Raw genomic sequence first — 25,151 nt, 5'->3', positions numbered from 1 at the left:
ACAGTTTGTCCAAGCGGGGTTGAGCACTCGCCCCCACCCGCGTAAGGCACCGTCTTCAATGACATCGCCAGAACCAACCCACGCGGGCCGCTATCCGGCAGGATCGCTCGCGTTTCCGCACCGCGGGCTGCTCGGTCTCGCCGGAGTTGCTCCGCACGAACTGCTGTTCCTCCTCGACGAAGCCGAACAGTGGGTCGAACTCAACCGCCAACCGCAGAAACGCGCCGATCGGCTCGCCGGGCTGACGATCATCAACGCCTTCTTCGAGAACTCGACGCGCACGCTGCTGAGTTTCGAGATCGCCGGCAAGCGGCTCGGTGCCGACGTGGTGAACATGCACGCCGCGCAGTCGAGCGTGAAGAAGGGCGAGACGCTGATCGACACGGCGATGACGATCAACGCGATGCGCGCAGACGCCATCGTCATCCGCCACGGGTCTTCCGGCGCGGTGCGACTGATCGCCGACAAGGTCGATTGCCCCGTGCTCAACGCCGGCGACGGCCAGCACGAACACCCGACGCAAGGGTTGCTCGACGCGCTGACGATCCGCACCGCCTTCCGCAACAGGATCGGCAGCGACTTCAACGGTCTGGTCGTGACGATCTGCGGCGACATCCTGCACAGCCGGGTCGCCCGATCAAACATCCACTGCCTGACGACCCTGGGCGCGGAGGTGCGCGTCTGCGCACCGCCCGCGCTGATGCCCGTGGGAATCGAGCAGATGAAGGTCACCCCCTATCACGATTTCGACAAGGCTCTGGCCGGCGCCGACGTGGTGATGATGCTCCGCCTCCAGCAGGAGCGCATGGAAGGATCGTTCATTCCCTCCCCGCGCGAGTACCGCCATCTCTACGGGCTGACGCTCGAGCGACTGGCCAAGGCCAAGCCCGACGCGCTGGTCATGCATCCCGGGCCGATGAATCGCGGCGTCGAGATCGACTCGAACGTTGCCGACCTCGCGGACCGCTCGATGATCACCCGCCAGGTCGAGATGGGCGTGGCGATGCGCATGGCCTGCCTCGAGGTGCTGACGCGAAAGGCGCGCGGCGTGGAGGGCTGGTCATGAGCGTCGCGCCGCCCCTCGTCATTGCCAACGGCCATCTGGTCCTGCCCGAAGGTGCCCCGGCCAAAGGCGCGATCCGCGTCGAGAATGGCCGCATCGCCGCACTGGGTGACGGCGTCGATACCGAGGGCGCGCGCGTGGTCGACGCCCGCGGCGCGATCGTCGCGCCAGGCCTTGTCGATCTCGGCGTCTTCGCGATCGACAAGCCGGCCTTCCACTTCGGCGGAATTACCCGCGCGGCGCTGATGCCCGACCAGGGCCCGCCGCTCGATCGTCCCTCGACCGTCCGCTACGCCTCGCGCTCGGGCAAGCCCGACCTCTGGGTCCATCCGCTCGGCGCCGCGACGCGCGGGCTCGAGGGTGGCGACCTCGCCGAGATCGCGATGATGCGCGACGCCGGCGCCAAGGCGGTGGCCACGGGCCGCCGCTGGATCGCCGATTCGGGCACGATGCTCCGCCTGCTGCGCTATTGCGCGATGCTCGACCTCGTCGTCGTCAGCCATGCCGAGGACCAGGCGCTGGTCGGCAATGCCGTCGCCACCGCCGGCGAGATGGCGACGCGGCTGGGCCTGCCTTCCGCGCCCGCCGAAGCCGAGGCCTTGGCGATCGCGCGCGACGTCGCGCTCGCCGAGATGAGCGGCGCGCGCCTGCATCTGCGCCAAGTCACCACCGCCGCCGGCCTCGCGCTGGTGCGCGCGGCCAAGGCCCGCGGCGTTGCCGTCACGGCCGGGGTCAGCCCCGCGCACTTCATGCTCTCGGACATCGCCGTCGCCGATTTCCGCACGTTCGCGCGGCTGTCGCCGCCGCTGCGCTCGGAAGCCGATCGCCAGGCCGTGCGCGCGGCGCTGGCCGACGGGACGATCGACGTCGTCGCCTCGGGCCACGACCCGCGCGGTCCCGAGGACAAGCGCCTGCCCTTCGCCGATGCAGAGCCCGGCATGGCCGGCGCCGAGACCTTGCTGCCGCTGACCCTGAGCCTCGTGCGCGACGACGTGATCGACATGGGCCAGGTCTTCCGCCTGCTCGCGACCAATCCGGCCGCGCTGCTCGGCGTCGAGGCCGGCGTGCTAAGGCCGGGCACCGAAGCCGATATTGCCGTGATCGATCACGAGCGACCGTGGATCGTCGATTCGAACAAGATGGCCGCTGCCGCCGGCAACACGCCGTTCAACAAACAACCCGTCCAGGGCCGCGTGCTGGCGCTGTTCAAAGGCGGCATGCCCGTCGGCAGCCACCAACGCGGCGCATAGCAAAAACCCCTCCCCCACAAAGGGAAGGGGTTCTTGGGGCAATCGCCGCAGCGAAAGTCTTAGCGGTGGCGCGCCTTGGCCGCGCCGCCGGCGAGCGCGAAGGCGGGCCGGGCCGGAGCGGCGCTTGCCGCATAGGCGAAGCACGCGCTGCCGCGGTTCTTCAGGCCCGAACAGAGGCGCGTGGCCGAGCCGCGATCGAGATCGGCGGCGGCGACGCGCCAGAAGTTCTTGCCGTTGACCACGGCCGGCGTGATCGTGATGCGAAGGTTGCGCAGTTCGGCATTGCGCGCGGTGTAGAAGCGCGCGGCGCGCTTGGCGTTGGCCTCGCTCGAGAAAGCGCCGATCTGAACCACATGGCCGCCCGTGCCGGTGACGGCGGGCTGTGCGGCTGCGACACGCGCGGCGCGCGCCGGCTTCGCAGCGGGCTGGATCACGGGCTTGGCCGCCGGGAAAGCCGCAGCGAAGCTCGCCGGAGCAGCCACGGGAGCGACCGGAGCCGGTGCCGCGAAAGCCGTCGAAGGCGCGGCGGAAAAGGCCGGAGCAACGGGCGTCGGCGCGACCGGAGCGGCATCGATGGGCGGGAGTTCCTGCGTGGCAGGGGCAAAAGTCCTGGGCGTTTCCGCCGCGGCGAAACGCTCTGCCTGAGCGGCCGGGTTGAGCGCGAGCGCGACCGGCTGTCCGGCATCGGCAACGCCGGCCGGCGCGCCGAGCAGGCTGGCGACGCGACGCTGGCCGGCTTCGGGCTGCGCGATCATCGCCCATTCGCCGATGCGATCGTCGATCTGGTCTGCGGGAACGTCCTGCGCCATGGTGATGCGCGCCTCGCGCCAGCTACCGTCGAGGGCATAGGCGAAAGCCAGGTTCTGGCGCAGCTTGGGGCTGTTCTCGCCCGAGCGCAGGGCGTCGAGCAGAACGCCGACACCGCGCGTGGTCTCGCCGGCGAGGGCCAGCGCAAGGCCGCGGTCGGTCGCGCCGATCGAATCGCGGTTTTCGTCGAGCACGGCCACGGCCGCGCGGCCATTGCCGGCACCGATCTGCGCGAGCGCGAGGCTCAGTTGCGTGCGGCCGCTCGTGTCGCCGAGCTGGATCGCGTCGGAAAAGGTGGTTGCCGCCGACTGGAAGCGGCCGGCATCGAGATAGACCTGACCGAGGGCAAAGCGCGCCGCGGCATCGTTCGGGTTCTTGGCGACGGCCTGCTCGGCCGTCTCGACCGCGCGCGACTGCTTGCCTGCAGTGCGCACGGCGTGATCGCCGGCGCGCGCCAGTTGCTTCGATCCGGCGCAGCCGGCGAGGAGGCCGACGGCGACGACACCGGAGATCGCGAACCGGATGGCCTTGGCACTGACGCCGGTCTTGAGGCTCATGCGCGACATGGACAGATTCCCTTTAGAATAGATCGGTTCAGCGAGACTTGCGGACCTGGGCCGCCAGATCCGCCACGTCGGGCAGGTCGGCGATCAGGCGATCGAGCGCTTCGGTGACGAGCTGCTGCGCGCTGCGGTTGCTCGTGACGCAGGCGAGGCGAAGCTTGAGATGACGCTCGCTGTCGAGGCGCAGCGTGAAGGCGGCTCGGCGGCCGTCGGACAGCGCCGAGCGGCGCGACCCCGGATCGACCTTGGCCAGTTCAGCCTTGGCGAGCGCGGTCTTGGCAGGCTCGACAGCCTTGCCTTTCCCGCTCACGCGCGCGGCGATCTTGGCGAGCTGCTGCACGATTTCAGGCACCGGTACGGGCGCGATCTCGATCTCGGGCGTCAGAGCCACGATTTCCGCGGTCTGAATTTCCTCCAGCGGCGCCGGCGTTTCGATCACCGCCGCAGCGACGACGGCGGCATCCGCCTCCGCGCCCATGTCGTTCCAGCCGAGATCGTCGAGCTGACGCGCGGCATTGTCCTGGAAAGCTCGGAGCGGCTGCAATTGCGGCCGCATGGCCGGGCGTGCGGCTCCCTTTCGCGCGAGCAGGGTCGGCGAAAGCGAGGCAACGGGTCTGTTTGTCATGCCCCCTGCCCCTTCCTACGAGCCGGCGACGCGGCGTCCGAAGCCGCCGCCGATCGGGCGATGTGCGCCGGGAAGGCCGGGAACCGCCACAGCCGAAGGCGGGGCGAACACGGTGCGGCGGAAATTCTTCTCGAGACGGTCGGCGATGTAGTTCCACAGCGCGACGACTTCGTTGGCCGAGCGGCTGTTGGGATCGCATTCCATCACCGTGCGGCCGTCGATCATCGAGGCGGCGAAATCGGTGCGGTGATGCAAGGTCACCGGTGCAACGGTGCCGTGCTGCGACAGCGCGACCGCGGCTTCCGAAGTGATGCGCGCCTTGGCAGTGGCAGCATTGACGACGAAGATCAGCGGCTTGCCGGCACGTTCGCAGAGATCGACCGTGGCGCCGACGGCGCGCAGGTCGTGCGGGCTCGGACGCGTCGGAACGACGATCAGCTCGGCGACCGAGATGACGCTCTGGATGGCCATGGTGATCGCCGGCGGCGTGTCGATGACGGCCAGCTTGAAGCCCTGCTGGCGCAGGACCTGAAGGTCATTGGCCAGCCGCGCGACCGTGGTCTGCGCAAAAGCGGGCAATTCCGCCTCGCGCTCGTTCCACCAGTCGGCGAGCGAGCCCTGCGGGTCGATATCGATGAGCACGACCGGCCCGGCGCCGGCGCGCTGGGCCTGCACGGCTAGATGCCCGGACAAGGTGGTCTTTCCCGACCCGCCCTTCTGCGATGCCAATGCCAGTACGCGCAATGCTGGTCCCCCGATGCAAGAAATGCACTTTCAACTGACGGGGGAAATCGCAGATCGTTCCTAATTTAAGGTTAAGTCTGCCCTCCCGCGTCGCGGCCCGGGACACGTCTCGCCGCATAAAACTTTTGCTAAGCCGCGGTTTACTATGCCAGTTAGGCACGGTGGACGGGGCGAATGGGTATGGGTCGACAGCGAAGGCTCGGCCAAGCCGGACCGCTGGTAACCGTGAACCGGGATTTCGATTTTTTTCTTAGGTGAGCAAGATGACGATCAAGGCGACGCTTCGGATTTCGTGGCTTGCGGGTGTTGCACTCATTGCGGCCAGTCCGGTGCTGGCCCCACTTGCGCTGGCCGACGTCAAGGCCGGGGTCGATGCCTGGTCGCGCGGCGACTATGCCAAGGCCATCGCCGAATGGAAGGCCCCCGCCGACCGCGGCGACAGCGACGCGCTGTTCAACCTCGGCCAGGCCTACAAGCTCGGCCGCGGCGTGCCCGTCGATCTCGCCAAGGCAGAGGACCTGTTCGGCAAGGCCGCCGCCAAGGGCCACATCCAGGCGGCCGACAACTACGGCCTGCTGCTGTTCCAGCGTGGCGAGCAGTCGCGCGCCATGCCCTATATCAAGGCGGCATCGGACCGCGGCGATCCGCGCTCGCAGTACCTGCTCGGCCTCGCCCACTTCAACGGCGACAACGTCGCCAAGGATTGGGTGCGCGCCTATGCCCTGGTCAGCCTGGCGCAGCAGGCGGGCCTTGCCCAGGCCGCACCGGCCTTGTCGCAGATGGACAAATATATCCCGCTCGACCAGCGCCAGCAGAGCGTGAACCTCGCCTCGCAGCTCGCGAGCGCAGCCCAGGCGACGCGCGAACGGCAGATCGCCGCGGCCGATCTCGGCACGACGCTGCCCGCGGCAGCGTCGGCCGCCGTGCCCGCGCGCGTCGCAAGCGCCGCCGCCCTGCCCGGACGCGTGGCAGGAACGGCCGCAGCGGCGGCCGCGGCCGTTCGTCCCGCTCCTGTCTCTCCCGATGCCGCGGTCGCGATCGCCGAACGCATCGCCGGCACCGACAGCCCGCGCACCGCCGGCGCCGACTTCGCCCGACCGCAGACACCCGCCGCGGTCACCGCAGCCCCGACCCCTGCGCCGGCTCCGGCCCGCGTCGCCGCAGCCCAGCCGCAGGCGAAGCCGCCCGCTGCCGCCCGCCCCGCGGCGACTCCCGCGACGGCAGCTCCTGCCCCCGCCGTAGCCAGCAACGGCGCCTGGCGCGTCCAGCTCGGCGCCTTCGGCGTGCCTGCCAATGCCGAAGCCATGTGGAACCGCGTGAAGGCCCGCCCCGAGATCGCCGGGCGCACCAAACTGCTCGTGCCGGCAGGCAAGATCGCCAAGCTTCAGGCCGGCGGCTTCGCCAGCCAGGCGGATGCGCAGTCTGCCTGCTCGCGACTTTCCGCGGCCGGCTTCACCTGTCTCCCCGTCAGGAACTGATGCCGCCCGCGGAGGAGCGGCCTGACGACCGGATTTCCTCGCTCGACCTGATCCGCGGCGTCGCCGTGCTCGGCATCCTCGCCGTCAACATCGCGGCTTTCGCCGGGCCTTCGACCGCGGCGCTGACACCGCAGGTCCCGGTCGTGCCGACGCCGCTCGACGAGGCCGCCTTCGCGGGCATGTTCGTGCTGTTCGAAGGCAAGATGCGCGCGCTGTTCACCTTGCTGTTCGGCGCAAGCCTCGTGCTGTTCATTGATCGCGCCGAGGCGAAGGGACGCGACGGCGAGATCCTGCAGATGCGCCGGCTCGGCTGGCTGCTGCTGTTCGGCCTCGCCCACTTCTTCCTGTTCTGGTGGGGCGACATCCTGTTCCTCTACGCACTGTCCGGCATCGCCGTGATGTTCCTGCGCGAGATCCCGCGCGTGCCGCTCGTGACGGGCGCGCTGATCGCCTTCCTCGGCTGGCACCTGGCCGGCACGCTGGAGGATCTGCCCGCGGTCCATGCCGAAGAGCAGGCACGCCTCGGCCTCGCCAGCGCCGTCCAGGCCAAGGCCCATGCCGCCTATCTCGCCGAGTTCCATGCACGGACGGCACGCGAGCTCGCCGAATATGCGCTGGGCTTCGGCGACCAGATCCTGGCCAAGCTGCGCGACCGCCCGTTCTGGTCGCTCGAGACAGCCTGGCCCAGCCTGGGCGAGACGATCCCGCTGATGCTGATCGGCACCGTGCTTCTGCAAAGCGGCTTCTTCTCGGGCATCTGGCCGCGGCGCTGGCTCTGGGCCGTCGCAGGGCTCGGTCTCGCGATCGGCCTCGCCATGACCCTGCCGATCCTGGCCTGGCTGTGGGAGCGCCATTTCCCGCCGCGCGCCATGACATCGGCGATCCTCTATTGGACCGCGGTGCCACACCTGGCGATGGCCCTGGCCTATGCCGCGCTGCTGGTCCTCGCGGCCCCCCGGCTGGCGCGGACCTGGTTCGGTCGCAAGCTTGCTGCGGCGGGGCGCATGGCCTTCACCAATTACCTCGCCTCGACCGTTCTGATGACCGCGATCTTCTATGGCTGGGGTCTCGGCCTCATCGGCACGGTCGGCCACGCGGGCCAATTCGCCTTCGTGCTGCTCGGCTGGGCGCTGATGCTCGGCTGGAGCGAATCGTGGCTCGCGCGGTTCCGCCAGGGGCCGCTCGAATGGCTTTGGCGTTCGCTGACTGAACGAGGATTTCTGCCGATACGGCGGATTTCCGCCACCTGAGAACTGATCGCAATAACATTGCGAGGCGTTCTCATTAGCGCTATAAGGGGTGAAAGTGATTCGGAGAGGCCGATGTACGTCTGCATCTGCAATGCAATTCGCGAAACCGATCTGCGATCCGCTGCACGTCGCTGTTCGGGCGATGCAGATGCGGTCTATTGCTCCATGGGCCGCACACCCCAGTGCCGCCAATGCATCGACGAAGCTTCGGATATTCTGGCGGAAGAGCGGAGCATGCTCGCGATCGCAGGTTGCGCTTAAAACGCGAATCATTATCAGCTTGAATTACTTATAGAAATTGGCTGAATACTGCGGGTTTAGGGGTTGTTTGCGCCCCTTTGCTGGCCCATATGCGCCTCAACATTCAGGAGGCACATATGAAGGGTGACATCAAGGTCATCGAGTACCTGAACAAGGCTTTGTTCAACGAACTCACCGCAATCAACCAGTATTGGCTGCACTACCGCATGCTCGACAATTGGGGCATCAAGAAGCTTGCCGACTACGAGCGCCACGAGTCGATCGACGAGATGAAGCACGCCGACCGTCTGTCGGAGCGCATCCTGTTCCTCGACGGTCTTCCCAACTTCCAGGCTCTGGGCAAGCTGCGCATCGGCGAGTCGGTCGAAGAGATTCTCAAGGCCGACCTCGAGCTCGAATACGAAGCGCGCCCGCTGCTTCAGGATGCGATCCAGCACTGCGAGAGCGTGCGCGACTACGTCAGCCGCGAGCTGTTCGAGGACATCCTCGAGAGCGAGGAAGAGCACATCGACTTCCTCGAGAAGCAGTTCGACATGATAAAGCGCATGGGCCTGCAGAACTACGTGCAGCTCAACAGCGAAGCGCCGGAGGCGTCGTAAGACACCCCGCGCAGATCGACGATCGAAAGACCTCCCCGCACTTCGGTTCGGGGAGGTTTTTTCTTGGCCGGCCTATTTCTTGTCGGCGAAGGGGTTCTTCGAGCTACGCATCGTCAGCCGGATCGGCACGGCTTCGAAGCCGAGCTCGCGGCGGATGCTGTTGACCAGGTAGCGCTCGTAGCTCGCGGGTATCAGTTCCAGGCGGGTGCCGAACACGACGAAGCTGGGCGGCCGGTTCTTGATCTGGGTGATGTAGCGCATCTTGATGCGCTTGCCGCCCGGCGCAGGCGGCGGATTGGCAGCCAAGGCGTCGTCGAACCAACGGTTGAGCGCGGCCGTGGGCACGCGTCGGCTCCAGGTCTCGCGGATTTCGAAGGCGACGCGCAGCAACTCGTCGAGGCCCTTGCCGGTGCGCGCCGAGACCGAGAGCAGCGGCACGCCCTTGACCTGCGACAGGCCGTCGGCCAGCGCCGCGCTGATCCCATTGAACAGGCCCGACGGTCCTTCGGCGACATCCCACTTGTTGATCGCGATGATCAGCGCGCGGCCCTCTTCCAGCACCATCGAGGCGATCTTGAGATCCTGATGCTCGAGCCCGAGCGTCGCATCGAGCAGCAGCACGACGACTTCGGCGAAATCGACCGCGTGACGCGCGTCAGCGACCGACATCTTCTCGAGCTTGTCGACCACGCGCGCCTTCTTGCGCATGCCGGCCGTGTCGATCAGGCGGACCTGCCGCTCCTCCGAGGTCTTGGGATCGGTCCAGGCCCAGTCGACCGCGATCGAATCGCGCGTGATCCCCGCCTCGGGGCCGGTCAGCAGGCGATCCTCACCGAGGAAGCGGTTGATCAGGGTAGACTTGCCCGCGTTGGGCCGGCCGACGATGGCGAGCTTGAGCGGGCCCGACAGTTCGTCGACCTCTTCCTCGGGCTCGGCCTCATCCCTTTCACGCTGCTTCGCATCGAGATGCGGCAGCAGCGCCTCGAACAGGTCGGCCAGACCTTGGCCATGCTCGGCCGAGAGCGCGACGGGATCGCCGAAGCCCAGAGAAAAGGCCTCGAACAGCCCCCCGTCGCCGGCCTTGCCCTCGGCCTTGTTGGCCACGCAGATGACCGGAACCGGCGAAACGCGCAGCCAGCGGGCAATCTCCTCGTCGAGCGGAGTCAGGCCCGCGCGCGAATCGATCACGAACAGCGCGACGCTGGCGCCGACCAGCGCCGCCTCGGTCTGCGCGCGCATGCGGCCCGGCAGACTGGAGGGATCGTCGTCCTCCCAGCCGGCGGTGTCGACGATGGTGAAATCGAGCCCCAGCAGGTGCGCTTCGCCGAAACGGCGGTCGCGCGTGACGCCCGGCTGATCGTCGACCAGCGCGAGCTTCTTGCCGACCAGCCGATTGAACAGCGTCGACTTGCCGACGTTGGGTCGGCCGATGATGATGACTTGGGGAAGCATTATAGGCCGCCAAGTGGCGTCTGACGGGCGAATTAGCAAGCGAAACGCGGATTCGCACAAATACTTGCCGGCCCGTTTACCACGGCTTGAAAGCCCGCGCTTACCATCGACCCTGCATTATTGCCCCATGGCGGGAAGACATTATGCAGCCGCGCTTCTGGCGCTGACGGTGGTGGCCGGGCCCGTGGGCGCCCGGTCGACGATCGATTTCAACGGCGACGCCGGCGGTGGCGCAGGCCGTGTCGGGGCGATCACGCTTCCGCCCTACCTGCAATGCGTGCCCTATGCGCGCCGGGTCACCGGCGTGAACATCTTCGGCGACGCACATACGTGGTGGGGCCAGGCCGCGGGCCGCTACGACCGCGGGCGCGAGCCCAAGGTCGGCGCAGTCATGGCCTTCCGCCCCTCGGGCAATTCGCGCCTTGGCCATGTCGCAGCGGTCAGCAAGATCGTCGATTCGCGCACCCTGCTGATCAGCCACGCCAACTGGTCGCCGATCAACGGCCGCCGCGGCCAGATCGAGCGCAACGTGCGCGCAGTCGACGTCTCGCCGAACAACGACTGGAGCCAGGTCCGCGTCTGGTTCGCGCCGATCAAGGCGCTCGGCGGCACGGCCTGGCCGGTCACCGGCTTCATCTACAACCAGAAACCCGGCGCGGAGAAGATCACCAAGCCGCAACTCATCAAGGTCGCGCGGACCGCGGAAGAGAAGAGCGCGCTGGTCAAGCAGTTCGCCAGCAAGTCGCGCCTACCGGCAGCCAAGGCCGAAGCGCGGGTCGAAGCCGCACCGGCTCGCGCGCCGCTGACCAACGACCCCATTGGCCAGATCATCGCGCGCAAGCGGCGTTAGGCGCCGAGGCGAGAGCACGATGCCGTGAGGAAGCCGAACCCCAGACCCCACCCTTCACACGGGCGGGGTCACAGGTTCAATGTCAGGCCTTCGCCACCGGTGCGCCTTCGCCGAGGTCTTCGTACCAGGCCTCGACCGGGCCCGAGAGCTTGAGCGTCAGCGGCTGGCCCTTGCGGTCCATGGTCTTGCCGGCCTGAACGCGCACCCAGCCTTCGGAAATGCAGTATTCCTCTACATTGGTGCGCACGACGCCCTTGAAGCGGATTCCGACGCCGCGCTGCAGCTTGTCGGCATCGAAATGCGGGCTGCGCGGGTTGATCGCCAGGTGATCGGGCGGGACGTCGGGACCGCTGGACGCGGCCGGGGTCTGCGGCGCGGTTTGGTCGGGGGTCTGTTCTTCGCTCATGACCGCGCCTCTATCCCACCAACGGCGCTTGTCAATTCGTTCGACCTTGCGTAAGGGGCGCTTCCCGAGCGGAATGGGCGCGTAGCTCAGTGGTAGAGCACACCCTTCACACGGGTGGGGTCGCAGGTTCAATCCCTGCCGCGCCCACCATTCCTTCGGCTCTCAACACAAGTTGATACGGCACGGCGAACTTGGCATAGGCCCGCCATGCACGACATCCGCCTCATTCGCGAAAATCCCGAAGCTTTCGACGCCGGCCTCGCCCGGCGCGGGGTCGCGCCCTCGGCGCAGGCGCTGATCGCGCTCGATTCGCAGCGCCGCGCGGTCGCGACGAAGATGCAGGAGGCGCAGAACCGCCGTAACGAGGCCTCGAAGGCGATCGGTGCGGCCAAGGCGCGCAAAGCTGAGGACGAAGCCGCCGCGCTAATGGCCGAAGTGGCCGAGATCAAGCAGACGCTACCCGCGCTCGAACAGGAAGAGCGTGACCTCGACCTTCGCCAGCGCGACGAACTCGCACGCCTGCCCAATATCCCCGTCGCCGAAGTCCCCGAGGGCGAGGACGAATCCGGCAATGTCGAGGTCTCGCGCTGGGGCACGCCGCGCAGCTTCGACTTCACGCCCAAGGAACATGCCGACCTCGGTCCCGTGCTCGGGCTCGATTTCGAGACCGGCGCAGCGATCGCCGGCGCGCGCTTCACCTTCCTGCGCGGCCAGATGGCCCGCCTCGCCCGCGCGCTCGGGCAGTTCATGCTCGACACGCAGACAGGCAAGCACGGCTTCACCGAATGCGCGCCGCCGCTGCTGGTCAAGGACGAGGCCGCTTTCGGCACGGGCCAGCTGCCCAAGTTCACCGAGGACCTGTTCAAGACCACCGACGGTCGCTGGCTGATCCCGACGGCGGAGGTCAGCCTGACCAACGCCGTGCGCGAGCAGATCCTGGCCGAGAGCGCCCTGCCCTTGCGCATGACCGCACTGACCCCCTGCTTCCGCTCGGAGGCCGGCTCGGCAGGCAAGGACACGCGCGGCTACATCCGCCAGCACCAGTTCGACAAGGTCGAGCTCGTCACGATCTGCCGCGCCGAGGATTCGGAAGCCGAGCACGAGAAGATGACCGCCGCGGCCGAGGCGATCCTCCAGGCGCTCGACCTGCCCTATCGCAAGATGCTGCTCTGCGCCGGCGACATGGGCTTCACCGCGCGCAAGACCTTCGACCTCGAGGTCTGGCTGCCCGGGCAGGACGCCTTCCGCGAAATCTCCTCGGTGTCGAACTGCGGCGATTTCCAGGGCCGCCGGATGAACGCTCGCTATCGGCCCGAGGGCGCCAAGGGGACGGAGTTCGTCCACACGCTCAACGGCTCGGGCCTCGCGGTCGGCCGGACGCTCGTGGCCGTGCTCGAGAACTACCAGCAGGCCGACGGCTCGGTCGAGGTGCCCGCGGCGCTGCAGCCCTACATGGGCGGGTTGACGCGGCTGACCGCCGGGGAATAGCACCAACGCAAGCTTGCCTTCGTCCGTCATTCCCGCGAAAGCGGTAACCTCTATCGGCCATATCCGACATCGCGGAAATGGTGGCGAGCGGTCCCCGCTTTCGCGGGGATGACGGTTGATTTTTCGCGGGCTATCGTTCCGAACATGCGCATCCTGCTTACCAACGACGACGGCATCCACGCCCCCGGGCTGCAGGTGCTCGAACGCATCGCCTCGCGGCTCTCCGACGACATCTGGATCTGCGCGCCGGACGAGGAGCAGTCGGGCGCCGGCCACTCGCTGACGCTCACCCGCCCGGTCCGCCTCAAGCAGCACGACGCGCGGCGCTTTTCGGTCACCGGCACGCCGACCGACGCGGTGACGATGGCGCTCAAGAAGGTAATGCCCGACAAGCCCGACCTGATCCTCTCGGGGGTCAACCGCGGTGCCAACCTGGGCGACGACGTCACCTATTCGGGCACGGTCTCGGCCGCTTTCGAGGGCGCGCTGGCCGGCGTGCGCGCGATCGCGCTGAGCCAAGTCTACACCAAGGAAGGCCTGGGCGCGAACGTGCCCTTCGACGCCGCCGAGCACTGGGGCGAGCAGGTGCTGCGCCCGCTGCTCGACACGCCCTTTGCCGATCGCACCCTGGTGAACGTCAACTTCCCGCCCGTCGGCACCGAGGGCGTCAAGGGCATTCGCGTGGTCCGCCAGGGATTCCACGACTATGCGCGCGGCTCGGTGGTCGAAGGGCTCGATCCGCGCGGCTTCCCCTATTTCTGGTTCGGCCTTCACGGCATCGAGCATACACCCGGTCACCAGACCGATCTCGAGGCCATCGCCGACGGCTATATCTCGGTGACGCCGCTCCAGCTCGATCTCACCCACGAGGCCTCGCTGGCCGCGCTCGCAGGCCGTTACGCATGAAGCGCGCAGCACTCCTCGCCGCGGCTGCCGCGCTGCTCGTCGCCGCCGGTGAACCGCTCCCCGCCGAGCGCGAGACCGAACATGTCGTCACCGCCGGCGAGACGCTGATGGGCGTGGCCAACCGCGCCAAGGTGCCGCGGGTGCTGATCATCGAGGCGAACGGCCTCAAGGCCCCCTATGCGCTGCGCACGGGGCAGAAGCTCAAGATCCCGCGCACGCGCCGCCACACGGTCGCACGCGGCGACAGTGGTTTCACGGTAGCCTATCGCTATGCCGTGCCGTGGAAGGACATCGCGGTGGCCAACGGCCTCAGCGAGGACGCGCCGCTCAAGCCGGGCCAGGTCCTGCTGATCCCGACCCTGATCGCCACCGCCGATCCCGCCCCGCCGGCGTCTGCCGCCAGCGCCGCCGCGTCTGCCGCTGCGGCAACCGCCGCCTCTGCCACGAAGATTTTCGGCTGGCCGCTCCAGGGCACGGTGCGTCGCGGCTTCACCGCGCGTACCGAGAGCGACTATCACGACGGCATCGACATCCGCACGCCCGTGGGCACCGCCGTGCGTGCCTCGGCACCGGGCAAGGTGCTGTTCGCGGGCGCCGAGCCGCGCCAGTTCGGCAACCTGGTGGTGATCGACCACGGTAACGGCTGGACCTCGTCCTACGCCTTCCTCAGCCGCGTCACGGTCAGCGAGAACGAAGACGTCCGCGCCGGCGAGCGCATCGGCCTGTCGGGCCGTACGGGCATGGCCAAAGGGCCCGAGCTCCACTTCGAGCTGCGACGCAACAACCGCCCGATCGACCCGGCGGAGGAGCTGCCGGAGGCGAAATGAGGCGGCCTCAGCGCCTCAGGCAGCCGCTCATCCGCTTCCAGCCGCTGAAGCGCGCGATCCGGTTTCCTGTCTGGGCCGACGTCGGCGCCCGCCTTTCCGCCGCGCTGGTGCTCGTGTTCTTCGTCGTCCTGATCCACTGGCTGGATCGCGAGGGCCTGAAGGACAGCTACGACGGCCACGTCTCGTTCCTCGACGTCGTCTATTTCACGATGATCTCGATCACGACGACGGGCTTCGGCGACATCGCCCCCGTCTCGGACAAGTCGCGGCTGATCGAGGCGGTGATCGTCACGCCGATCCGCGTGCTCGTGCTCTTCATCTTCGTTGGCACGGCCTACAACTTCATCATCAAGCGTAGCTGGGAGAAATGGCGGATGGCACGCATCCAGAAGGCGCTGAACGATCACATCGTCGTCCTCGGTTACGGCATCAGCGGCAGCCAAGCCGTGCACGAACTGATCGAGCGCGGTACCGATCCGCACTGCATCGTCGTGCTCGACAAGTCGCCCGAGCGGCTGGCCGAGGCCGAGGCGCTGGGCTGCAACGTGCTGGAGGGCGATTCGACGCGTGACGAGACGCTGGTCGCCGTGCGCATCGCCGAAGCGCGCTCGGTGCTCGTCTCGGCCGGGCGCGACGACACCTCGATCCTCATCGTCCTGACCGTGCGCCACCTCGCGCCCAAGGTGCCGATCAGCGCGGTCGTCCGCGCCGAGGACAACGAGCTGTTGGCACGCCAGGCCGGCGCCGACAACGTCATCAATCCCGTGCGCTTCACCGGCCTGCTGCTCGCGGGCTCGGCCCAGGGCACGCATATCGCCGATTACATGGCCGATCTCGCCTCGGTCTCGGGTCAGGTTCAGCTCGTCGAGCGCCTCGCGACGGCGGACGAGGTTGGCAAGCCGCTCGACGCCTGCGGCCACGGCCGCGCGCTGCGCATCTATCGCGGCGGCAAGGCGATCGGCTTCTGGGAAGCCGCGGCTCAGCGGATCGAAGCGGGCGACATGATCGTCGAGATCATACCGACCAAGCCGCAGGACGACGTCTCGGTCAGCTGAGCGCCCAGAAGGTCGCTCCCATCACCAGGTAGGCGGCGAGCCAGTAACCGCAGTCGATCAACCGGTGCGCGACGGTCATTCCGTGCCGCGCCTGGGTCAGCCAGACCGCGGGCATGATAAAGGCGATCGCCACACCGCCCGACTGCATCAGCCAGAGCCAGGGCTTAGCTGCCAGGGTCTCGGCGCCAATCCGCGCATAGTTGTGGCCGAGCATGACCGCGCCGATCAGCATGACCACGACCACCACGCCATAGCCCTTGGCCGGCCCGCCTTCGAGCAGCGGCCGTCCGGTGCGGAACAGCGGCCCGTGCCAGACGATGCCCAGCGCCACCGCGAGGTTCGCCGCGAGAATCACTGCCACCCAGTTGACCGGCCCCATATCCACTCCCATCTGCTATCGATGCAGCACGGTAGCGAAGTTGACCGACCTCGTGTAGGGGCCGCCGCATAATGGCAATCGAACTCCCTACCCAGCCCAAGGTCGGCATGGTCAGCCTCGGCTGTCCGAAAGCGCTGGTCGACAGCGAACGGATCCTCACGCGGCTGCGCGCCGACGGCTATGCGATGAGCCCCGACTATGCCGGCGCCGATGTCGTCCTGGTCAACACCTGCGGCTTTCTCGATAGCGCCAAGGAAGAGAGCCTGGCCGCGATCGGCGAGGCGATCGCCGAGAACGGTCGCGTCATCGTGACCGGCTGCATGGGCAACGAGGCCGAGGCGATCCGCGCCCGCTTTCCCGGCGTGCTCGCCGTCACCGGCGCGCATCAGTACGAGGACGTGGTCGGCGCGGTGCACGAAGCCGCTCCGCCGAGCCAGGGGCCCTTCGTCGACCTGATCCCGCAGCGCGACGTCGATGTGAAGTTGACCCCGCGGCACTACAGCTATCTCAAGATTTCAGAGGGTTGCAACCACGCCTGCGCCTTCTGCATCATCCCGCAGCTGCGCGGCAAGCTCGCCAGCCGGCGCATCGACGCAGTGCTGCGCGAGGCGGAGAAGCTCGTCGCTTCGGGCACGAAGGAACTGCTGGTCATCAGTCAGGACACCTCAGCCTATGGCGTCGACATCCGCCACCAGGCCTATCCCTGGAAGGGTCAAGAGGTGCGCAGCCACATGACCGACTTGGCGCGCGAGCTGGGTCAGCTGCGCACGCCCGAAGGCCGTGCGCCTTGGGTGCGGCTGCACTACGTCTACCCCTATCCGCACGTCGACGCGGTGATCCCGCTCATGGCCGAGGGACTGCTGACGCCCTACCTCGACATCCCGTTCCAGCACGCCAGCCCCAACGTGCTCAGGGCGATGAAGCGGCCGGCCAACGAGGCCAAGGTGCTCGACCGCTTGCGCTCTTGGCGCGAAATCTGCCCCGATATCGCGATTCGATCGAGCTTCGTCGTGGGCTTCCCCGGCGAGACCGAGGCCGATTTCCAGTACCTTCTCGACTGGCTCGACGAAGCCCAGCTCGACCGAGTCGGCGCGTTCCGCTTCGAACCCGTCGAAGGCGCGAGCGCCAACGACCTGCCCGGCGCCGTTCCCGATGAGGTCAAGGAAGAGCGCTATGCGCGGATCATGGAAAAGACCGAGGCGATCAGCGCTGCCAAGCTCGGCGCCAAGGTCGGCCGCGTCCTGCCCGTGATCATCGATGAAGTCGGCGAGCCCGACGAAGACGGCGATCGCGGCGCCACCGGGCGCAGCCAGGCCGACGCGCCTGAGATCGACGGCAGCGTGTTCCTGCGCGACGTCTCGGCCGCGCTCAAGCCCGGAGATATCGTCGACGTGCTGGTCGAGGACGCCGATGCGCATGACCTGTTCGGGGTGATTGCGGAAAGCTGAACAGAGCCGATCGCCGCGGCGATTATAGTTGCAAAATGTGCAACAAACTAGGCGGTTTTCGCATTTGCGGGATGTATCCGATTCCCCCATATGGGGCGTGCCTTTCAGGCATCCTCTCCCAATTTAAACTATCAAAGGGCTGGTCTTCGGACCGGCCCATTTTTTTGCGCGCTTGCGCGGCGAGCAAGGGTCAGAGCCAGCCGATCCGCCGGAAGCGGTACCAGAGGCCGCCGCAGACGAGCACGATCGCACCCAGCACGGTGAAGTAGCCGTAGCGCCAGCGCAATTCGGGCATCACGTCGAAGTTCATGCCGTAGATTCCGGCAATCGCGGTCGGCACCGCGAGGATCGCCGCCCAGGCCGCGAGTTGACGCGTCATCTGTCCCTGGCGGTGCTGTTCGAGCAGGCTCGCGGTCTCGACCAGGCTCGCCAGGGTGTCCTTGAGACTGGCCGCACGCGCGAGCGCGCGCTTGACGTGATCCTGCACGTCGCGGAACCAGACCCGCGCTTCGGTGTCGACCATGGACAGGTCATGCCGCACCAGGCGCTCGCACATCGTATCCATCGGGCCGATGATCCGCTCGAATCGACGGAGCTGGCGGCGCAGGCGGAAAATCCGGCGAATCGTCGAGGGATCGGGAAAGATGTCGATCGTGCGCTCTTCCATCGACTGCACGGCGAGGTCGAGCTTCTCCATCATCGGCTCGTAACCGTCGACGATGAAGTCGAGGATCGCATGGGCGACATAGTCTGCCCCTTCGGCCAGATGCTCGCTATCGGTTTCGAGCTTGTTGCGCAGTGCCACGTGCGCGCGCGTCGACCCCAGCCTTACGCTGACGATGAAATCGCGGCCGAGGAAGATCGCGGTCTGGCCATAGTCGATCTTCTCGCCCTCCTGGATCGCCGCGGTCCGCGCGACGATGAAGAGCTGCTTGCCATAAACCTCGGCCTTGGGAAGCTGGTTGGGATTGAGCGCATCCTCGACCGCCAGCGGATGCAGTCCGAACTGGACGCGCAAGAGTTCCAGTTCCTCGGCCGTAGGCTCGGCGACGCCGACCCAGTCGAAGCAGCCGTCGGGCAACGGCTCGCGCGGGCTTCCGTCGATCGCGAGCTCGGTCTGCGAGCATAGTCCCGAAGTATAGCGGCGCGCGGCGACGACTGGCATAGGGGGCTTGTGGCAAACCGAAGTCCGGCTGGCAATCCGCTGTCCGGAAACACGAAGGACGCAGCCGTGAACGCCGAAACGCCGATCCCGACACCGCTCGACGTGCTGATCGTCGGCGCCGGCATTTCCGGTATCGGCATGGCGGCGCATCTCGTGCAAAAATGCCCGGGCAGGCGCTTCGCCATCGTCGAACGGCGCGCCCGGCCTGGAGGCACCTGGGACCTGTTCCGCTATCCGGGCGTACGCTCGGACAGCGACATGTTCACGCTCGGATACGGCTTCGCACCCTGGCGTCATGACAAGACGATCGTCGGGGGCGACATGATCCTCGACTATCTGAACGGTGTGGTTGACGATCACGCGCTACGCGAACGCATCCGCTTCGGTCAGACCGTGATCTCGGCGAACTGGGACAGCACCGCAGCGCTCTGGACCGTCGTGCTCGACGATGCGACCGGCAACCGCTCCACGCAGACCGCACGCTTCCTTTTCGTCGGCACCGGTTATTACGACTACGACGATCCCTACGATGCCGAAATTCCCGGCCTCGACGCCTTCGACGGCCTCACGGTTCACCCGCAGTTCTGGCCCGAAGATCTTGATTACACGGGCAAGAAGATCGTCATCATCGGTTCGGGCGCAACTGCGGCGACGCTCGTGCCGGCCATGGCCGAAAAGGCCGCGCGGGTCACCATGCTCCAGCGCACGCCGAGCTGGTACCTGACCCGGCCGGCGCGCGACAAGGTCGGGACCTGGCTGCGCCGGCTCCTGCCGGCCAGGCTCGCCCACGCGATCTCCCGTCTCAAGAACGTGCGCATGCAGAGCTATCTGTTCGAAAAATCGCGCACGGCGCCCGGCGCGGTGAAGGGCTATCTTCGCAAACAGCTAGAAGATCAGCTCGGCAGTGATTACGATCGCGAGGCTTTCACTCCGCCCTACGATCCCTGGCAGCAGCGCCTATGCCTGATCCCCGATGGCGACCTGTTCACCGCGCTGAACGCAGGCAAGGCCGAGATCGTCACGGGCAAGATCGCCCAGGTCGATCGCACCGGCTTGGCGCTCGAAGACGGGCGCCATATCGATGCCGACGTCATCGTCACCGCCACGGGGCTGCGGCTCAGGCTGCTCGGCAAGATCGCGCTGACGCTCGACGGCGCGCCGATCGTGCCCGGCGAGCACTTCTATTACCGCAACTGCATGTTCTCCAACGTGCCCAATTTCGCCGCGCCCTTCGGCTATCTCAACGCCTCGTGGACCCTGCGCATCGATCTCGTCGGCGAATGGCTGTGCCGGCTGCTGCGCCACATGGACAAGCGCGGCGTCGACGTCGTCACGCCGGCGTTGCCCGCCGATCAAGCCCTGGTCGAAGACCATCCGTTCGAGAGCTTTTCCTCGGGTTATCTCCAACGCGCCCGTGGCCTCGTTCCCAAGAGCGCGACCGTGGCGCCGTGGCAGATCGGCATGGACTACACGGCCGATCGCAAGGCGATGCGCGCGGCGCCGATCGACGATGGCGTTCTGCGGTTCGAACGGGCTCCGGCTCCAGCGTCGCCAGGCGTCGCTGCGCAGTAGCGAGCGGCCCCCATTTGCCCTAACCCGAGCCCCATGTCCGATTCGTCTCCGAGCTCTGGCCGCATCTATACCGCCGCGCTGATCGTCATCGGCGACGAGATCCTCTCGGGCCGGACACAGGACAAGAACATCTCGCAGGTCGCGCTGTGGCTGGGCATCCAGGGCATCCGCCTGCGCGAGGTGCGCGTCGTGCCCGACGTGACCGAAGCCATCGTCGAGGCGGTCAACACCCTGCGCGCGCGCAACGACTATCTGTTCACCACCGGCGGCATCGGCCCGACCCACGACGACATCACGGTCGATGCGATCGCCGAGGCCGTGGGCGTCGAGGTGATCGTCCATCCCGAAGCGCGCACGATCCTCGAAGGCTATTACGAGACCCGCGGCGGCCTCACCGAAGCGCGGCTGCGCATGGCGCGCGTTCCCGAAGGCGCCGATCTGATCCCCAACCGCTATACCGGCGCACCGGGCATCCGCTTCGAGAACGTGTTCATCATGGCCGGCGTACCCTCGATCACCGCAGGCATGTTGGACGCGCTCTCGGGCACTCTCGAAGGCGGTGCGCCACTGCTGTCCGAGACGGTCGGCTGCTGGGTCCAGGAGAGTGAAGTGGCAACCCTGCTCGGCGATACCGAGAAGGCCCACCCCACCTGCCAGATCGGCTCCTACCCGTTCTGGCGCGAGGGCCGCACCGGCGCCAATTTCGTCGTCCGCTCGACCGACGCTGACGATCTGGCAGCCTGCACGCGTGCGCTCGTCGCAGCGCTCGAGACCTTGGGCAAGCCCGCGGTGTTCGGTGGCATTTGAGCTGATCCTGGCGCAGCTCGCGCTAGCGGGTGCGGCCGCCACCGGTCTTGCCGTGCTCGCCGATTTCGAAGCCCATCTCGCGCGCTACGACAGCGCGACCGAGGCGCTGCAGCAATGGTGCCAGGCGCGTCAGATCGGCCATGGCCCAATCCGCGCACGCGTGGTCGGTGCGCAGAGCAGCGATCCGCCGGCGAAGATGCGGCGTATCCTCGATCTCGCTGGCGACGAAAGACTGGGCATGCGCAATGTCCGGCTGAGCTGCGACGACACTGTGCTTTCGGTCGCCTGGAACTGGTACGCGCCCTCGCGGCTGACGCCCGAGATGAATGCAGCTCTGGCGAACAGCGACGTCCCTTTCGGCAAGGTCGCAGGCGCTTTGCGCTTCCGGCGTGAAACGATCGACGTGACCTCGGGCCCCGTAGAGAACTGCACACCGGACACGATATCGGCGCATCGCGCGTTGCTGCGCCTGCCGAGCGGCGAGCCGCTCGCCTATCTCATCGAGTGCTATACCGCAGCGAACCTCGCCCAACACTGATAAAGGACGCGCCGATCAGTGATCGGCGTGCTGAGGCGCGGGCGTCAGACTGCGCACGGGGGCGTCCTTGTCCGTGACATAGGTGATTGCCAAACGCGCGGGCACCTTGCCTATGTTCGCACCGTTGTGCGCCAGCCCACGCGGGACCATGAAGCTCTCGCCCGCGTGCAAGGTGCGCGTCGGCTGTCCGGCGCGTTCGAGCGTCATCTCGCCCTCGATCAGATAGGCGATCTCTGCGCCGGGATGGGTATGCCAACCCGAGCTGCCGCCGACCGGGAACACGCGCAGCACCGCGTTGACGTGCTGCGGACCTTTGTCCTGCGGCACGTCATAGTGAACGTCCATTGGCGGCGGCGGCGCGGATGCCGGGGTATCGGCCAGGACCGCCTGGGCCGCGATCAGGCCCAAAAGGGCCAAGGCATGACGCATAGACACGATCTCCTGTTCGCCACCGCTATGCCACGCAGCGAAAAGGCCGGAAAGGTTTCCCTTCCGACCTCTCGTGTTTCGACGGTTTGGCCGGTTCAGGCTGCCACGGTCTCCGAGCCCGCGATCGAGGTGCGGTGCATCATGCGACCGGTCGAAGCTTCGTAGGGGATCGCGCGATGCATCGCACCGGTGTTGTCCCAGATCACGAAGTCGCCCTCGGTCCACTTGTGACGCAGCGAATAGGCTGGCTGCGCCGCCCATTCCTGCAGCCGGATGAGCAGCGCCCGGCCGACGGGAACCGATTTGCCGACGACGTGATCGGCGGTGGTACCGATCACCATCGACTTGCGACCCGACTCATGGGTCCAGACCAGCGGGTGCTCCTTGACCAGACCGATGTTGAGCACCTTGTCGCGGTGCTTCTCGGGAATGGCGTCGGCGATCGGCGAGAGACTGGCCTTGACCGAGTGCACGGCCTTGAGACCTTCGAGATCTGCCTTCTCGTCATCGGGAAGACCCTCGTAGGCGGCATAGGTGCTGGCGAACTCGGTCTCGCCGCCCTTGTCGGGAGCGATGCGGCACGACAGCAAGGTCGCGAAAGGCGGCGGCGCGTCGACGGTAATGCCGTCCATGTGCCAGAAGAAGGTGCCGAGCACGTACTCGGGCTGCGGATTGATCTTGGGATCGAGCGTGACTTGGTAGACGTCGTCGTTCTCGACTTCCTGCTTGTTGAAGCGGCCGGTCAGGCGCTGGCGCTCGCCCATCAGTTCGGTGAACTGGAGTTGCTCGTCGTCGGTGAGGTTGAGCTCGGGGAAGACAACGACGGTACGCTCCTCGACCTTGGCGCGAATCGCGGCCGCAGCCTCGGGCGTGAAGAGATCGCCGCGATCGTCCCATACGACGCGCGAACCGATGAATTCCTTGATGTTCTCGAACCGGATGGCCATGGCTTCCCTCTACCCAAACTGAACAGGTGTTCAGCGCCCTCTACGCGTTCCGTTACGGAAATCAAGCGCACAAACGAAAGGGCCGGAGAGGTTTCCCTCCCCGGCCCCACGAATATCGATCAGCGGCGGCTGAAATCAGGCGCCGACGACTTCCGTCGTGTCGATCTTCAGGCCCGGGCCCATCGACGAGGACAGGCCGACCTTGCGGACGTACTTGCCCTTGGCGCCGGCCGGCTTCGCCTTGACGATCGCATCGACGAAAGCGTCGAAGTTGGCGCGCAGCGCTTCGTTCGAGAACGAGAGCTTGCCGATGCCGCCGTGGATGATGCCGGCCTTCTCGACGCGGAACTCGATCTGGCCGCCCTTGGCAGCCTTGACCGCTTCGGCGACGTTCGGCGTGACCGTACCCAGCTTCGGGTTCGGCATCAGGCCCTTAGGACCCAGCACCTTGCCGAGACGACCGACCAGACCCATCAGGTCCGGCGTCGCGATGACGCGGCCGTAGTCGAGGTTGCCGTTCTGCATGTCCTCGAGCAGGTCTTCCGCGCCGACCTTGTCGGCGCCGGCAGCGAGAGCGGCCTCGGCCTTGTCGCCACGCGCAAACACGGCAACCTTGACGTCCTTGCCGGTGCCCGAAGGCAGCGTGACCATGCCGCGGACCATCTGGTCGGCGTGGCGCGGATCGACGCCGAGGTTCAGCGCGACTTCAAGGGTCTGGTCGAACTTGGCCGACTGCAGGTCCTTGAGCTGCTGGATCGCCTCGTCGACGCCATAGAGCTTCTGATTGTCGCCGAGCTTGATCTCGAGCGCCTTCTGCTTCTTCGACTGTGCCATCAGATCAGCCCTCCACAACCTGCAGGCCCATGGAACGGGCGGAACCTTCGATGATCTTCGTCGCCTGATCGATGTCATTGGCGTTGAGATCGGCCATCTTGGCCTGGGCGATTTCGGCGAGCTGCGAACGCTTGATCGTTCCGGCCGAGATCTTGCCCGGCTCCTTCGAACCCGACTTCAGGTTGGCAGCCTTCTTGATGAAGTAGGTCGCCGGGGGCGTCTTGGTGACGAACGAGAACGAACGGTCCGCATAGACGGTGATAACCGTCGGCAGCGGCGTGCCCTTTTCCATTTCCTGCGTGGCAGCGTTGAACTGCTTGCAGAATTCCATGATGTTGACGCCGCGCTGACCCAGCGCCGGGCCGATCGGCGGCGAGGGGTTGGCGGAGCCAGCCGACACCTGCAGCTTGATGTAACCTTCGATCTTCTTGGCCACGGAGGGCCTCCTTTCTTCCTGTCGGCCCTGCGAGCAGAACCTCAGAGTAAGCGGTCAAGCGCCTCGGACATGAATCCGAGGCTCCCGCGGGGATCCGAACGAGTCCGGAAGCGCGCGCCGATAGCGGGATCGGCGCGAATTTGCAACGACGATCTCCCGGTTGGGGAGGTCGAGGCTTACTTGCTGAGTTCGACCTGCTCGAAATCGAGCTCGACCGGCGTCGCGCGGCCGAAGATCGAGACCGAAACCTTGACCCGGTTCTTGTCGAAGTCGAGTTCTTCCACCAGGCCGTTGAAGCTGGCGAAGGGACCGTCGAGCACCTTGACCGAATCGCCGATCTCGTAATCGACGGAGACCTGGTGACGCGGCTCGGCAGCGGCCTGTTCGCGCGCACCGAAATAGCGGGCAGCCTCGCGCTCGCTGATCGGCTGCGGCTTGCCGTTGGGCCCCAGAAAGCCGGTGACTTTCGCGGTGTTCTTGACGAGGTGGTAGACGTCGTCGTTCAAGGTCAGCTTGGCGAGAACATAGCCCGGCATGAACTTGCGCTCGACCTGGACCTTCTTGCCGCGCTTCACTTCGGTGACGGACTCGGTCGGAACCTCGACCGCTTCAACGAGCTGTTCGAGACCGAGACGCTCGGCCTCGTTCAGGATCGCCTCTTTGACCTTGTTCTCGAAGCCGGAATAGGCGTGGATGATGTACCAGCGGGCCATTCGTCTTGTCTTTCTCTCAGGGCTCAGGCGAGCGTCAGCAGCCAGCGCACGATCGCGCCGAAGAGCGAATCCACGCCCAGGAAGAACACCGCCAGGATCGTCATCAGGATCGCCACGAAGATGCCCGTGGTGATCGTCTCCTGACGCGTCGGCCACACGACCTTGCGCATTTCCGCCTGCACTTGGCGCATGAACTCGCCGGGGCTGGTCTTGGCCATGTCTGCTTTTCGCCTCACTAAATCCGTTGTGCCTTCCACCA

Annotated in this window: 28 protein-coding genes and 1 tRNA gene; 16 read left to right on the top strand and 13 right to left on the bottom strand. The window is 66.8% G+C overall.

Annotation, left to right across the window (positions count from 1 at the left end):
• Nucleotides 1–58 precede the first annotated feature (58 nt).
• Both WG901_RS01105 and WG901_RS01100 read left to right on the top strand, forming a co-directional pair.
• Entirely contained in the window at nucleotides 59–1,066 is a 1,008-nt protein-coding gene (locus WG901_RS01105; RefSeq protein ID WP_339585183.1) for an aspartate carbamoyltransferase catalytic subunit, read from the top strand.
• A complete protein-coding gene (locus tag WG901_RS01100; RefSeq protein WP_339585182.1) occupies nucleotides 1,063–2,313 on the top strand; it encodes a dihydroorotase in 1,251 nt (416 codons plus the stop codon). The genes WG901_RS01105 and WG901_RS01100 overlap by 4 nt, the downstream gene beginning before the upstream one ends.
• 59 nt (nucleotides 2,314–2,372) lie before the next feature.
• On the opposite strand, the gene WG901_RS01095 is transcribed toward WG901_RS01100, so the two are convergent.
• The 3 genes from WG901_RS01095 to WG901_RS01085 are packed head-to-tail and all read right to left on the bottom strand — an operon-like array spanning nucleotide 2,373 to nucleotide 5,052.
• Complete coding sequence (locus WG901_RS01095; RefSeq protein WP_339585181.1) at nucleotides 2,373–3,686, bottom strand: SPOR domain-containing protein; 1,314 nt, start codon at nucleotides 3,684–3,686, stop codon at nucleotides 2,373–2,375.
• 28 nt (nucleotides 3,687–3,714) lie between these two features.
• On the bottom strand, nucleotides 3,715–4,308 hold the full coding sequence (locus WG901_RS01090; protein WP_339585180.1) for a hypothetical protein: 594 nt from the start codon (nucleotides 4,306–4,308) through the stop codon (nucleotides 3,715–3,717).
• 15 nt (nucleotides 4,309–4,323) lie between these two features.
• On the bottom strand, nucleotides 4,324–5,052 hold the full coding sequence (locus WG901_RS01085) for a ParA family protein (RefSeq protein ID WP_339585179.1): 729 nt from the start codon (nucleotides 5,050–5,052) through the stop codon (nucleotides 4,324–4,326).
• Nucleotides 5,053–5,315: 263 nt separating this feature from the next.
• On the opposite strand from WG901_RS01085, the gene WG901_RS01080 reads away from it, so the two are divergent.
• From WG901_RS01080 to bfr, 4 genes are all read left to right on the top strand, one after another.
• Nucleotides 5,316–6,530 (top strand): SPOR domain-containing protein, encoded by a 1,215-nt coding sequence (locus tag WG901_RS01080; protein WP_339586615.1) that lies wholly within the window; start codon nucleotides 5,316–5,318, stop codon nucleotides 6,528–6,530.
• Nucleotides 6,530–7,780: a DUF418 domain-containing protein gene (locus WG901_RS01075; RefSeq protein ID WP_339585178.1), complete on the top strand. Its 1,251-nt coding sequence runs from the start codon at nucleotides 6,530–6,532 to the stop codon at nucleotides 7,778–7,780. The genes WG901_RS01080 and WG901_RS01075 overlap by 1 nt, the downstream gene beginning before the upstream one ends.
• A 72-nt stretch (nucleotides 7,781–7,852) precedes the next feature.
• The gene (locus WG901_RS01070; RefSeq protein ID WP_339585177.1) at nucleotides 7,853–8,041 is read left to right on the top strand and encodes a (2Fe-2S)-binding protein; all 189 of its coding nucleotides are present in this window, start codon (nucleotides 7,853–7,855) and stop codon (nucleotides 8,039–8,041) included.
• A gap of 116 nt (nucleotides 8,042–8,157) precedes the next feature.
• The gene (gene bfr, locus WG901_RS01065; protein WP_339585176.1) at nucleotides 8,158–8,640 is read left to right on the top strand and encodes a bacterioferritin; all 483 of its coding nucleotides are present in this window, start codon (nucleotides 8,158–8,160) and stop codon (nucleotides 8,638–8,640) included.
• Between the two features lie 72 nt (nucleotides 8,641–8,712).
• On the opposite strand, the gene der is transcribed toward bfr, so the two are convergent.
• The gene (gene der, locus WG901_RS01060) at nucleotides 8,713–10,092 is read right to left on the bottom strand and encodes a ribosome biogenesis GTPase Der (protein ID WP_339585175.1); all 1,380 of its coding nucleotides are present in this window, start codon (nucleotides 10,090–10,092) and stop codon (nucleotides 8,713–8,715) included.
• 127 nt (nucleotides 10,093–10,219) lie between these two features.
• On the opposite strand from der, the gene WG901_RS01055 reads away from it, so the two are divergent.
• Nucleotides 10,220–10,942, top strand: coding sequence for a CHAP domain-containing protein (locus WG901_RS01055; RefSeq protein ID WP_339585174.1), 723 nt, complete (start codon nucleotides 10,220–10,222; stop codon nucleotides 10,940–10,942).
• An 82-nt stretch (nucleotides 10,943–11,024) separates the two neighbouring features.
• Here WG901_RS01055 and WG901_RS01050 read toward each other — a convergent pair whose 3' ends face one another.
• Nucleotides 11,025–11,348 carry a DUF3297 family protein gene (locus WG901_RS01050; RefSeq protein WP_339585173.1) on the bottom strand — a complete coding sequence of 108 codons (324 nt, stop codon included), beginning with the start codon at nucleotides 11,346–11,348 and terminating at the stop codon, nucleotides 11,025–11,027.
• Nucleotides 11,349–11,423: 75 nt separating this feature from the next.
• Between WG901_RS01050 and WG901_RS01045 the strand changes: the two genes are divergently transcribed.
• The 5 genes from WG901_RS01045 (at nucleotide 11,424) to WG901_RS01025 (ending at nucleotide 15,624) form a co-directional block, all read left to right on the top strand.
• A tRNA-Val gene (locus WG901_RS01045) sits at nucleotides 11,424–11,498 on the top strand.
• A gap of 57 nt (nucleotides 11,499–11,555) precedes the next feature.
• The gene (gene serS, locus WG901_RS01040; RefSeq protein WP_339585172.1) at nucleotides 11,556–12,836 is read left to right on the top strand and encodes a serine--tRNA ligase; all 1,281 of its coding nucleotides are present in this window, start codon (nucleotides 11,556–11,558) and stop codon (nucleotides 12,834–12,836) included.
• 144 nt (nucleotides 12,837–12,980) lie between these two features.
• A complete protein-coding gene (surE, locus tag WG901_RS01035) occupies nucleotides 12,981–13,742 on the top strand; it encodes a 5'/3'-nucleotidase SurE (RefSeq protein WP_339585171.1) in 762 nt (253 codons plus the stop codon).
• Complete coding sequence (locus WG901_RS01030; RefSeq protein WP_339585170.1) at nucleotides 13,739–14,569, top strand: peptidoglycan DD-metalloendopeptidase family protein; 831 nt, start codon at nucleotides 13,739–13,741, stop codon at nucleotides 14,567–14,569. The genes surE and WG901_RS01030 overlap by 4 nt, the downstream gene beginning before the upstream one ends.
• Nucleotides 14,566–15,624, top strand: a complete 1,059-nt coding sequence (locus tag WG901_RS01025; protein WP_339585169.1) for a potassium channel family protein — start codon at nucleotides 14,566–14,568, stop codon at nucleotides 15,622–15,624. The genes WG901_RS01030 and WG901_RS01025 overlap by 4 nt, the downstream gene beginning before the upstream one ends.
• Here the strand turns inward: WG901_RS01025 and WG901_RS01020 are convergent.
• Complete coding sequence (locus WG901_RS01020; RefSeq protein WP_339585168.1) at nucleotides 15,617–15,985, bottom strand: DUF1761 domain-containing protein; 369 nt, start codon at nucleotides 15,983–15,985, stop codon at nucleotides 15,617–15,619. The two genes, WG901_RS01025 and WG901_RS01020, sit on opposite strands and share 8 nt — an antisense overlap.
• Nucleotides 15,986–16,074: 89 nt before the next feature.
• On the opposite strand from WG901_RS01020, the gene rimO reads away from it, so the two are divergent.
• Nucleotides 16,075–17,451: a 30S ribosomal protein S12 methylthiotransferase RimO gene (gene rimO, locus WG901_RS01015; RefSeq protein WP_339585167.1), complete on the top strand. Its 1,377-nt coding sequence runs from the start codon at nucleotides 16,075–16,077 to the stop codon at nucleotides 17,449–17,451.
• Nucleotides 17,452–17,641: 190 nt separating this feature from the next.
• Here rimO and WG901_RS01010 read toward each other — a convergent pair whose 3' ends face one another.
• A complete protein-coding gene (locus tag WG901_RS01010; RefSeq protein ID WP_339585166.1) occupies nucleotides 17,642–18,616 on the bottom strand; it encodes a magnesium and cobalt transport protein CorA in 975 nt (324 codons plus the stop codon).
• 66 nt (nucleotides 18,617–18,682) lie between these two features.
• Here WG901_RS01010 and WG901_RS01005 point away from each other — a divergent pair, with 66 nt between their 5' ends.
• Genes WG901_RS01005 through WG901_RS00995 form a run of 3 tightly spaced genes read left to right on the top strand, consistent with a single transcriptional unit; the run spans nucleotide 18,683 to nucleotide 21,533 of the window.
• A complete protein-coding gene (locus tag WG901_RS01005; protein ID WP_339585165.1) occupies nucleotides 18,683–20,188 on the top strand; it encodes a flavin-containing monooxygenase in 1,506 nt (501 codons plus the stop codon).
• A gap of 33 nt (nucleotides 20,189–20,221) precedes the next feature.
• A complete protein-coding gene (locus tag WG901_RS01000) occupies nucleotides 20,222–20,995 on the top strand; it encodes a competence/damage-inducible protein A (RefSeq protein WP_339585164.1) in 774 nt (257 codons plus the stop codon).
• Nucleotides 20,985–21,533, top strand: coding sequence for a chorismate--pyruvate lyase family protein (locus WG901_RS00995; RefSeq protein ID WP_339585163.1), 549 nt, complete (start codon nucleotides 20,985–20,987; stop codon nucleotides 21,531–21,533). Before WG901_RS01000 ends, WG901_RS00995 begins: the two co-directional genes overlap by 11 nt.
• Nucleotides 21,534–21,548: 15 nt before the next feature.
• Here WG901_RS00995 and WG901_RS00990 read toward each other — a convergent pair whose 3' ends face one another.
• From WG901_RS00990 to secE, 6 genes are all read right to left on the bottom strand, one after another.
• Nucleotides 21,549–21,962 carry a cupin domain-containing protein gene (locus WG901_RS00990; RefSeq protein WP_339585162.1) on the bottom strand — a complete coding sequence of 138 codons (414 nt, stop codon included), beginning with the start codon at nucleotides 21,960–21,962 and terminating at the stop codon, nucleotides 21,549–21,551.
• Nucleotides 21,963–22,057: 95 nt separating this feature from the next.
• Nucleotides 22,058–22,909 (bottom strand): TauD/TfdA dioxygenase family protein, encoded by an 852-nt coding sequence (locus WG901_RS00985; protein ID WP_339585161.1) that lies wholly within the window; start codon nucleotides 22,907–22,909, stop codon nucleotides 22,058–22,060.
• Between the two features lie 135 nt (nucleotides 22,910–23,044).
• Nucleotides 23,045–23,743, bottom strand: a complete 699-nt coding sequence (gene rplA, locus WG901_RS00980) for a 50S ribosomal protein L1 (RefSeq protein ID WP_339585160.1) — start codon at nucleotides 23,741–23,743, stop codon at nucleotides 23,045–23,047.
• Nucleotides 23,744–23,747: 4 nt separating this feature from the next.
• Nucleotides 23,748–24,179, bottom strand: a complete 432-nt coding sequence (gene rplK / locus WG901_RS00975) for a 50S ribosomal protein L11 (RefSeq protein WP_339585159.1) — start codon at nucleotides 24,177–24,179, stop codon at nucleotides 23,748–23,750.
• Nucleotides 24,180–24,355: 176 nt separating this feature from the next.
• Nucleotides 24,356–24,892, bottom strand: coding sequence for a transcription termination/antitermination protein NusG (nusG, locus tag WG901_RS00970; protein ID WP_339585158.1), 537 nt, complete (start codon nucleotides 24,890–24,892; stop codon nucleotides 24,356–24,358).
• Nucleotides 24,893–24,915: 23 nt separating this feature from the next.
• Nucleotides 24,916–25,110 carry a preprotein translocase subunit SecE gene (secE, locus tag WG901_RS00965; RefSeq protein WP_339585157.1) on the bottom strand — a complete coding sequence of 65 codons (195 nt, stop codon included), beginning with the start codon at nucleotides 25,108–25,110 and terminating at the stop codon, nucleotides 24,916–24,918.
• Between the last annotated feature and the right edge of the window lie 41 nt (nucleotides 25,111–25,151).

Origin of the sequence: Novosphingobium anseongense, assembly GCF_037482895.1 — a bacterium.
Classification (GTDB): Bacteria; Pseudomonadota; Alphaproteobacteria; order Sphingomonadales; family Sphingomonadaceae; genus Novosphingobium; species Novosphingobium anseongense.
The sequence above is the reverse complement of the archived record's forward strand: the minus strand, read 5'-3'. Positions and strand labels throughout refer to the sequence as shown.